Raw genomic sequence first — 10,550 nt, forward strand, 5'->3', positions numbered from 1 at the left:
CAAAACGCAATTATATCAGCACGAAGACATGATATGTTGGGAGCGACTTTGTATTTAGTTGGCAAAGAAGTAAGCAGTGGTGAATTAGTTGAAAAGGCATCTCCGTGCTCCTTATGCAAGAGATTTATAATTAATTCAGGTATAGAGAAGGTAATAATTAGAGAAAGTAAATTACAATACAAGATTGTATTTGTAGAAGAATGGATAGAAAATGATGACTCACTTCAAGGTGATGGGGGATATTAATTTAGCACAGAAGTAATGGACAGCTGTTAAAGGGATGATTAAACAGAACTGAAAGTGATGATTTAACAGCATTGAAAATGATGATTTAACAGCATTGAAAATGATGATTTAACAGCATTGAAAATGATGATTAACCTATATTTATCAAATAAACACTATTTTTGTGAAAGAAAGGTTTTTTTATGAGTAAGATTTATATGTTAGCAATAATTACAGCTTTAATTTCTAATATAATTACTCCTTTAGTTAGGAAATTTGCAATAAGGGTTAACGCCATTGATATTCCCAAAGATGAAAGACGAGTTCATAGCAAACCAATTCCAGTTATGGGGGGGCTTGCTATATATATAGCTTTTGTTTTAGGTACAATTTTATATAATGGCATTTTAACAACATCCCAGCTAGGTATAATTATTGGGGCAACTATAATTGTTATAGGTGGCATAATAGATGATATTAAAGATTTAAGTCCTAAATACAAGCTTCTAATACAAGTCTTAGCGGCAGTGTGTCTTTTAGTATCAGGTGTAAAAATAACGATTCTAACTAATCCTTTTAGAGAATTTTATCCTTATTTAAATATAGGATGGATTTGTATTCCTGTGACAATAATATGGATTGTAGGTGTGACTAATGCTTTTAATCTAATAGACGGATTAGACGGACTCGCAGCAGGTATAGCATTCATATCATCTGTTACTTTAATGATAGTTTCTATACTTAATGGAAGATTGGAAGCTGCATTTTTAACTGCTGTTCTAAGTGGTGCGATTTTAGGCTTTTTACCATATAATTTCAACCCAGCTTCTATTTTTATGGGAGATACAGGTTCTCAATTACTAGGGTTTCTTTTAGCAGCCATTTCAATTGAAGGGACTATTAAGTCTGCAACCGCATTTATAATTGCAGTACCAATTTTAGCTTTTGGATTACCTATTTATGATACCCTTTTCGCTATGATTAGAAGGAAAGTTCATGGGAAATCTATTATGCAAGCCGATAAAGGTCATTTGCACCATCGGCTTATGGATATGGGTCTCAGTCAAAAGCAAGCAGTTATTATTATGTATTTTATAAGTGCTGTTCTAGGTGGAATTGCAATTATAGCAATGAACTTGAGCAATCAAAGAGCATATTTTTTGTTAGCCTTGGTGATAGTTATAACAGTTGTAATAGCTTGGAAATATGGTATTTTTGATCAAAAGGATTGATTTGTATTTTTGACATTAATAATTACCAACTAACATGTGGTTATAAAGAATCAGATTGTATTAAATTGAAATAGGAGGGTATATGGTGAAAAATATCAAAGTTATAATAATATTTGGTACAAGACCAGAGGCTATAAAAATGGCACCTCTAGTTAAGGAATTAGATAAAACGCCTCAGATACAATGTATTGTATGTGTCACTGCCCAGCATAGAGAAATATTAGATCAAGTTCTGAAATTTTTCAGCATTACACCTAAATATGATTTAAACATAATGAAAGCAAAACAAAGCTTAACAGGTATAACATGCTCTGTGATTACGGGACTCGAAGAAATATTTGAAAAAGAACAACCGGATATGGTACTAGTACATGGAGATACTACAACAACTTTTGCTACATCCCTTGCAGCTTTTTATAGGAAAATACCTGTTGGTCATGTCGAAGCCGGACTTAGAACTCATAATAAGTTTTTTCCTTACCCAGAGGAAATGAATAGAAAATTAACTGGGGCATTAGCAGATTTACATTTTGCACCTACGACTACCTCTAAAGAAAATCTATTAAAAGAGGGAGTAGGGGATAGTGCAATTTTTGTTACAGGAAATACGGTTATAGATGCTATGAAATATACAATTAAAGAGGAGTATATTTTTGAGAATCGTGCGCTAAACGCAATTGACTATAAAAATAAAAAAGTTATAATGGTTACGGCTCATAGAAGAGAAAATTGGGGAAGTGGAATTGAAAATATATGTAAAGCTTTGAAGATGGTCGCGAGCGAGAATAAAGATGTAGAAATATTATATCTAGTTCATCCAAATCCAGTAGTTAAAGATATGGTGCACGGCATTTTAGGAGGAGTGGATAGAATACATTTGCTACAACCTATAGACACCAGTGAGATGCATAATCTAATGAAAAAATGTTACCTCATAATGACTGATTCAGGAGGAATTCAAGAAGAGGCTCCTCATTTGGGTAAACCAGTTTTAGTTCTTAGGGATGTAACGGAGAGGGTAGAGGCAGAGAATGCTGGCACAGTAAAGCTAGTTGGAACGAATATAGACAAAATTGTATTGAATGCTAATAAGCTTCTACGAGATCTGGGCGAGTATAGCCACATGAGTAAATCTATTAATCCTTATGGTGATGGTAATGCTTCTACTAGAATAGTAGATGCACTATTAAATTATTTTAATGAAGATAAAATATAAAAGATATTATTAATATTGCTGAAAATAGGTCTAAGAACATAAAAATAAATTCTTGGATTTATTTTTTTTGACTTTACATAAATAAAACAGAATAAAATAAAAGTTTATAAAGTGAAAAAATCATATGCTTATGCAATAAAATAAAGGATTTCAATGTATTGATTATCATGATATGAGGTATTTAAAAGCCTATACCTATTAAAATAACCAGAATACGATGTATATTTTCAGTGATAAATGATAAAAATAATATAGATTCTAAAAATATTATTAAAATTTTTGAATTAATATGAAATATATATTGCAATTGTTTGAAAAATATGAAAAATTAAAAAGGCGATATATTTAATTATAGAGTTTTTGTAACTGTTTAACTAAATAAAATTAATGTTGAAAAGTTAATAGAGGATAATAAAACCACTAATATTATAATACATGGTAAAATATTGTGAATATTATGAATATTGAGATAAATAGAATAATTGAATAATGGACTTGTGAATTATTTGTTAACTTGTAATACATATTAAATGAGAGATATACAGAAGAAACATGAGATTATCATTGAAAAATAGACTCATAGCCTTCTATATTTGCCTAAAACGACGAATTTTCGATTTTATTTATGAAAAGTTGTGGACTATAATTTAAAATGTTATTAGATGGTGAGGAGAACGATTAAGTGAATAATGATTTTAAGATTATGTTTAAGAAGATTGTTATATATGATTTCTTTATTTCTGTGATTTTTACTGCAATGATTTATTTTATAGCTAAATCATATGCATTATTTTTTTTATTAGGGCTAATAATAGCATTAATAAGTTTTTATATTAATGGTATTACTGCAGAGTATTCTCTCAACAATAAAAATGGTAAAAGTACAATGATAATGATGGTAGGACTTTTCATAAGAATTTTTTTGGTTAGTATCATTGGTTTTATTGTTGGAAGAAATAATATATTCATTATAATCGCATATATATTCGGATATAGTTCGCAGTTTATATCTTTAGTGTATTATGGATTAAATAGTAAAAACATTCAAGGGAAGTGATTTAATGGGAAATATAGAGCCGTTTTTTAATATTAAATTCTTTGGATACAATATTGGAATTGCACAAAGTATACTTGTTCAGTGGGTTATAATAGCTTTAGTATCAATTCTATGCTTTTTCTTTACAAGGAACTTAAAAATAATTCCGAACAAGAAACAGAATATAATAGAAATAGTTATGGAATCTATAAACAAACTTGTTAAAGATAATATGGGAGAAGACTATATGGATTTTGTACCATTTATAGGAACAATTGCAATTTTTTTAGTTTTTATGAATCTTACTGGACTTATAGGTGTTAAGCCTCCAACTGCAGATTATAGTGTTTCATTAGCACTATCATTAATAACTTTCTTTGTTGTTCAATGGTTTGCCATTAAAAAAATAGGTCTAGGCCACTATTTTAAAGGATATACTGAGCCATATGCCTTTATATTACCTATTAATTTAATAGAGAGAGTAATGCTACCAGTTTCACTAAGTTTCCGATTATTTGGAAACATGACTGCAGCTGTTGTGATAATGGAGTTGCTATATAGAAGTTTGGGAAGTTTGAATGGGTTTGCTCAACTGATTATCCCAATACCACTACATTTTTATTTCGATTTGTTTGATGGAATTATTCAAATGGTTATTTTTGTTATGTTGACAATGGTTAATATAAAAGTTATCGCGGAACACTAAATTTGATTTTAAAAATTTAAGGAGGAATATTTTATGGATTCAGCAGCATTAATTACAGGACTTTCGGCAATAGGTGCAGGACTTGCAGCAATAGGATGTATAGGAGGAGGAATAGGGACAGGTAATGCTGCGGCTAAAGCTGTAGAGGGTGTAGCAAGACAACCGGAAGCTAGAGGATCAATCATCAGTACATTAGTTATAGGTGCTGCATTCTCAGAAGCTACATCTATTTATGCATTTTTGATTGCACTAATTTTAGTATTTAAGTAATATGGCGTTGCTTGAAAATGAACAATTAAAAGCTAAGCCTGAAAGGGGGCTTTAACAGATAATGAACTTGAACTTTAGTATACCTACAATTGTATTTACTTGGATAAATCTTTTCGTATTATTTTTTATTGTAAAACACTTTCTTAGTAAGCCTGTAAATAAGATAATGGATGATAGGCAAAATGGGATTAATGTGTCTATTAAGAAAGCTAAGGATGATGAAGAAAAAGCGGAAGCTTTAAGAAAAGAAAAAGAATTATTATTGCATGAGTCAAGGAAAAAAGGAAGAGAGATAGTAGAGCAATATAAAGTAAATGCCCAAAATGTTTCTAAAGAGATTATTAGCGAAGCAAAAAAAGAATCAACAATAATTATGGACAGAGGTAGACTAGAAATTGAAAGAGAAAAGGAAAAAGCGGAAAGTGAAATTAAAAAACAGGTTATAGATTTATCTTTAATCTTGTCTGAAAAAGCTCTTGAAAAGCATATTGATGAAAAAGAACATAGAAGATTGATTGAGGATTTTATTTCTAAGGTAGGTAGTTAAAATGTATGAACAATTAGATAGAAGGTATGCACTAGCACTATATACAGTTGCTGAGGAAAAAGGTAAAGTAGAGGAATATTTAAATGACTTGCGAGAAATTGTTTCACTTATGAAGAATGACGCTGAGTTTCTAAAAGTTATTAAACATCCACAAATAAGTACTAAAAGAAAAAAGAAGATGTTTATTAATATTTTCAAGGGTAGTATTGATGAAGATCTTTTATCTTTTCTACTTATTCTTATAGAAAAAGATAGAATATTGTTTACTGAAGAAAAACTCAAAGAGATGGAAAAAATTCACTTAGAACGCAATAATATTTTGTCGGTTGAGGTTAAAACAGTAATACCACTTATGGAAACTGAACGAGAGAACTTACGCATAAAATTACAAACTATGTATGATAAAAAAATTATATTTGTTGAAAAAATAGATGAAAAAGTTATAGGTGGAGTATATATAAAGGTTGGCGATGACGTCATTGATGGTACGATAAAAAATGATTTAGAGGAAATGAAGAAATTAATGTTTAAATAGGAATAGAGGTGAGTTTATGAATATAAAACCGGAAGAAATAACATCTATAATAAAGAAAGAAATAGAAAGATATGAAAAGACAATTGATACTGTTGACTCAGGCACCATAATTCAAATAGGTGATGGGATTGCAAGAGTGTACGGTCTAGATGAATGCATGGAAGGGGAGCTTTTAGAGTTCCCTAATGGAATATTTGGTATGGCACTAAATTTAGAACAAGATAATGTAGGATGTGTGCTTTTAGGACCTGAAAAAGGTATTAAAGAAGGGGATATAGTAAAAAGAACTTGTAAATTGGTAGAAGTTCCTGTAGGGGAAGCATTAATAGGAAGAGTTGTAAATGCTTTAGGTGTACCAATAGATGGTAAAGGCCCAGTTAACACTACAGAGACAAGACCAGTAGAAGTAGAAGCACCTGGAGTTATTTCCAGGCAATCAGTTAAAGAACCACTTCAAACGGGAGTAAAAGCAATAGACTCTATGGTACCAATTGGAAGAGGACAAAGAGAACTTATAATTGGGGATAGGCAGACAGGTAAGACAGCATTAACTATTGATACTATATTAAATCAAAAGGGCAAAGATGTTATATGCATATATGTAGCCATAGGTCAAAAGCAATCTACAGTTGCACATATTGTTAACACATTATCTGAAATGGGCGCGCTTGATTATACAATAGTTGTAGCGTCGACAGCTTCTCATTCAGCTCCATTACAGTATTTAGCACCCTATGCTGGATGTAGCATGGGAGAACATTTTATGAATAATGGTAAGAATGTATTAATAGTATATGATGATTTATCGAAACATGCGGTGGCTTATAGAGCTATGTCTCTATTGCTTCGTAGACCGCCAGGCAGAGAAGCTTATCCAGGAGATGTATTTTATATTCATTCGAGGCTACTCGAAAGAGCTGCAAAACTTTCTGATAAATTAGGTGGAGGATCATTAACTGCACTTCCGATAATAGAAACACTTGCAGGTGATGTCACTTCTTATATACCAACTAATGTTATTTCTATAACTGATGGTCAAATATTTCTTGAGGCTGAATTGTTCCACTCAGGACAAAGACCTGCTGTTAATGCTGGAATATCAGTATCAAGGGTTGGGGGAAATGCTCAAATAAAAGCAATGAAACAAGTTACAAGAACTTTAAGACTAGAACTTGCTCAATATAGGGAGCTATCAGCTTTTGCTCAATTTGGTACTGATCTCGATAAAGATGCGAAAATGAGACTAGAAAAGGGCAAAAGATTAATTGAAATATTAAAGCAAAATCAGTATATGCCAGTACCAGTAGAGAAACAAGTTATGGTCTTCTTTGTGGGAGCAAATAACTATCTTATTGATATTCCAGTACATCAAGTAACAAGATTTGAGAAAGAATTTTTAGAGTACATGGATACACACCATAGAGAAATAGGTAAATTAATAGCAGATAATCAGGAATTGGATGATAAAATAAAGCAACAACTTATTGAAGCTATAGAGGAGTTTAAAAAGATATTCACAGTTGAAAAATAATAATGACATTTCAGAATGAGATCTTTAGTTAAGCACCTTTAAGTGCCAATTTATAGCAACTTTGATTGGATTTACAGCACCTAAGGTGATGATTAATCAGCCTTACTAATATATTTATTAAGGCTAAAGAGAGGTGAGACATGTCAGGTACAGGGCTTGTTACAATTAAACGGAGAATAAAATCCATAACAAATACTAAGAAAATTACTAAAGCCATGGGACTCGTTGCCACATCTAAATATAAAAAAATGAAGGGTAAACTGGATATTAATAATAATTATATATTCAAGCTGGATGAAACTATTAAGCAAGTTGAAGATAATTATGAAGATGATAGTATCTATACAAAAGGAAATAGTAGTAGCAAAATAATGTATATTGTAGTGACTTCAGATTCAGGTCTTTGTGGTGGATTTAATTTGTCAGTAATAAATGCACTGAAAGAAAGATTAAAGAGCAATAATGTAGATTATAACGTAATTGTTGTAGGCGGAAAAGGAAGAAATCTATGTAAGAAGTTTAATATTGAAACTGTGGCTGAATATGTTGAAATTCCCGATATGCCCTCACAAGATGAAGCTTATACAATAATTAATCATGCACTTAGCATGTATACAAGTGAAGATGTAGGTGAAGTTCACATTGTTTATAAAAAACTTATTTCAGTATTGAAAAATGAAGTTGAAATTGAAAAATTACTTCCGCTAAACTTCGATACGGAGGGGAATGGAAGTAAAAAGTATGTGGATATAAAGGCGATAGATGAAAAAGCAATGTTTGAACTTGTTTCATTATTTTCAAGTGGCAAAATGTTAAATTCTATGCTACATTCGAAAGTTAGTGAGAATAGGGCAAGAATGGAGTCTATGGGTTCAGCTACAAATAATGCTGATGATTTACTTGAAAAGCTTAATTTAAAATATAATAGGCTTAGACAAAGTGCAATTACACAAGAGATATCTGAAATAGTAGGAGGTGCAGAGGCTCAAAAATAGAAAGGAGAGGAAATAATGCCAGGACATATAGGAAAAGTCGTTCAAGTAATAGGGCCAGTTATAGACATAAAGTTTGACTCGGACAGTCTCCCTAATATTTACAACAGTATTGAAATCCAGATGCAAGACAGAGTACTTGTAGCTGAGGTTGAGCAACATATTGGTGATGATATTGTAAGGACAGTAGCTATGGAAAGCACATCAGGTTTAAGGCGTGGACTTGAGGCCGTTGATACGGGGAATCCAATATCGGTCCCAGTTGGAAATATTGTACTAGGAAGGTTATTTAATGTCCTTGGAAAGCCTATGGATGAAATGGGAGAGGTTAAGGCAGAAAAATATATGCCTATTCACAGGTTAGCTCCAACATTTGAAGAGCAGTCTGTTGAACCGGAAGTGTTTGAAACAGGTATTAAGGTAATAGACTTAATAGCACCATATCAAAAGGGCGGGAAAATTGGTCTTTTTGGTGGTGCTGGAGTCGGCAAAACTGTCCTTATTCAAGAACTTATGAATAATATTGCAATAGAACATGGTGGGCTTTCAGTATTTACTGGAGTTGGTGAGAGAACTAGAGAAGGTAATGATCTTTATAATGAGATGAAAGAGTCAGGAGTTATAGAAAAGACTGCTTTAGTTTTTGGTCAAATGAATGAACCCCCCGGTGCTAGAATGAGAGTTGCGTTAACCGGTCTTACCATGTGTGAGCATTTTAGAGATCAGGGTAAAGATGTATTGTTATTTATTGATAATATATTTAGATTTACACAAGCAGGGTCAGAGGTGTCTGCACTTCTCGGAAGAATACCAAGTGCCGTTGGGTATCAACCAACACTTGCGACGGAAATGGGCGCATTACAAGAGAGAATTACATCTACAAAACAAGGGGCTATTACATCTGTTCAGGCGGTATATGTGCCAGCAGATGACTTAACGGACCCTGCACCAGCTGCCACATTCAACCATCTTGATGGTACTGTAGTACTTTCTAGAGGAATAGTTGAACTTGGTATTTATCCAGCAGTAGACCCGCTAGAGTCCACTTCGACAATGCTCGATCCTAGAATAGTTGGTCAAGAGCACTATGATGTTACATTAAGGGTTATTCATATCCTTGAAAGATATAAAGAACTTCAAGATATTATTGCAATACTCGGAATGGAGGAGTTGTCTGAAGAAGATAAAACGGTAGTGCTAAGAGCGAGAAAGGTACAAAGATTTTTATCTCAACCATTTACTGTAGCTGAGCAATTTACTGGAATGAAAGGTAAATTTGTGAAAGTAAAAGAAACGGTAAGGGGATTTAAAGAAATTCTCGAAGGAAAGCACGATAAATTACCGGAGGCTGCTTTTATGTTTGTTGGTTCAATAGAAGAGGCAGTAGAAAAAGCAAAAACTATGGCTAGTGAATAAGTCATATTTAGAAAATAACTAGCCATTATGCTAGTTTATTTTATTTAAGATTAGTAAAAAGAACTGGTAATTTAAGAATATGTGAATAGAAAGGTCGGCGTTTTTATATGAAAAACCATATAAAGCTCACTATCCTTACTCCAGAAAAGGAGTTTTATAGTGGAGAAATTCTGAGTTTGAACACGGAGAGTGATAAAGGTAGATTTGGTATTCTTGCGAACCATGTTCCTATGATAGTTCCATTAAAACCAACGGTGACAACATTTACACTGGTAAATGGTGAAAAGTTAAAAGCATTTACATCATCGGGTGTTTTAAGAGTGCAATTAGGTGAAGTAGAAATGCTATGCGGCGCCTGTGAATGGCCAGAGAATATAGATGCCGCAAGAGCAAGGAAGGCAAAAGAAAAAGCAGAAGAAGAATTGGCTCATAATGATGGCGTGGGTTATATAAGAACAGAGAATGCTGTTTTGAGAGCAATTATGCGGCTTAAGACAAAAGGTTAGACATTATAAAATGGGGATATTAATTTATCACCATTTTTTTTTGCTTAAAAATCAAATAGATTGATTTGGTCAAAGGTTTTAGAATTACCTTCTGAAATGTCGTTAAATTCTTTTAAGCACGTTTTTACTGAAATTAGATATATTAATAATATAAAGATTATGTATATTTTAAATATCAATTTTACATACCCCCTACCTATATAATAAATCAAATAGCCCTCTTCACACTTGTGCTGGGGGATCATTTAATAAATAAAAGTCTATTAATTAAATCATTATTTAAAGAATAAAAAGATAAATTATGGTCAAGAATTTAATTATATTGAAGAATTTAATTA

General features: G+C 32.1%; 11 protein-coding genes and 1 pseudogene. All 12 read left to right on the forward strand.

Going from position 1 to position 10,550, the window contains the following annotated elements:
- A pseudogene (locus tag JJE11_RS07760) lies at positions 1-246 on the forward strand (cytidine deaminase); the annotation flags it as partial.
- Positions 247-428: 182 nt separating this feature from the next.
- The gene (locus JJE11_RS07765; protein WP_291634261.1) at positions 429-1,457 is read left to right on the forward strand and encodes a glycosyltransferase family 4 protein; all 1,029 of its coding nucleotides are present in this window, start codon (positions 429-431) and stop codon (positions 1,455-1,457) included.
- 85 nt (positions 1,458-1,542) lie between these two features.
- Complete coding sequence (wecB, locus tag JJE11_RS07770) at positions 1,543-2,673, forward strand: non-hydrolyzing UDP-N-acetylglucosamine 2-epimerase (RefSeq protein ID WP_291634263.1); 1,131 nt, start codon at positions 1,543-1,545, stop codon at positions 2,671-2,673.
- A 682-nt stretch (positions 2,674-3,355) separates the two neighbouring features.
- Entirely contained in the window at positions 3,356-3,730 is a 375-nt protein-coding gene (locus tag JJE11_RS07775; protein ID WP_291634265.1) for an ATP synthase subunit I, read from the forward strand.
- 4 nt (positions 3,731-3,734) lie between these two features.
- Positions 3,735-4,415, forward strand: coding sequence for a F0F1 ATP synthase subunit A (locus JJE11_RS07780; RefSeq protein WP_291634267.1), 681 nt, complete (start codon positions 3,735-3,737; stop codon positions 4,413-4,415).
- A 33-nt stretch (positions 4,416-4,448) separates the two neighbouring features.
- Positions 4,449-4,685, forward strand: a complete 237-nt coding sequence (atpE, locus tag JJE11_RS07785) for an ATP synthase F0 subunit C (protein WP_291634270.1) — start codon at positions 4,449-4,451, stop codon at positions 4,683-4,685.
- A 67-nt stretch (positions 4,686-4,752) separates the two neighbouring features.
- Positions 4,753-5,232 (forward strand): F0F1 ATP synthase subunit B, encoded by a 480-nt coding sequence (locus JJE11_RS07790; RefSeq protein ID WP_366927917.1) that lies wholly within the window; start codon positions 4,753-4,755, stop codon positions 5,230-5,232.
- Between the two features lies 1 nt (position 5,233).
- On the forward strand, positions 5,234-5,767 hold the full coding sequence (locus JJE11_RS07795) for a F0F1 ATP synthase subunit delta (protein ID WP_291634273.1): 534 nt from the start codon (positions 5,234-5,236) through the stop codon (positions 5,765-5,767).
- A gap of 16 nt (positions 5,768-5,783) precedes the next feature.
- Positions 5,784-7,298, forward strand: coding sequence for a F0F1 ATP synthase subunit alpha (gene atpA, locus JJE11_RS07800; RefSeq protein WP_291634274.1), 1,515 nt, complete (start codon positions 5,784-5,786; stop codon positions 7,296-7,298).
- Positions 7,299-7,438: 140 nt separating this feature from the next.
- Positions 7,439-8,293, forward strand: coding sequence for an ATP synthase F1 subunit gamma (gene atpG, locus JJE11_RS07805; RefSeq protein ID WP_291634275.1), 855 nt, complete (start codon positions 7,439-7,441; stop codon positions 8,291-8,293).
- A 15-nt stretch (positions 8,294-8,308) separates the two neighbouring features.
- On the forward strand, positions 8,309-9,706 hold the full coding sequence (gene atpD / locus JJE11_RS07810; protein ID WP_291634276.1) for a F0F1 ATP synthase subunit beta: 1,398 nt from the start codon (positions 8,309-8,311) through the stop codon (positions 9,704-9,706).
- Between the two features lie 107 nt (positions 9,707-9,813).
- Positions 9,814-10,212, forward strand: coding sequence for an ATP synthase F1 subunit epsilon (atpC, locus tag JJE11_RS07815; RefSeq protein WP_291634278.1), 399 nt, complete (start codon positions 9,814-9,816; stop codon positions 10,210-10,212).
- The last annotated feature ends 338 nt before the right edge of the window (positions 10,213-10,550 follow it).

The sequence above is a fragment of the Clostridium sp. genome (genome assembly GCF_016650095.1).
GTDB lineage: Bacteria > Bacillota > Clostridia > Clostridiales > Clostridiaceae > Clostridium_AD.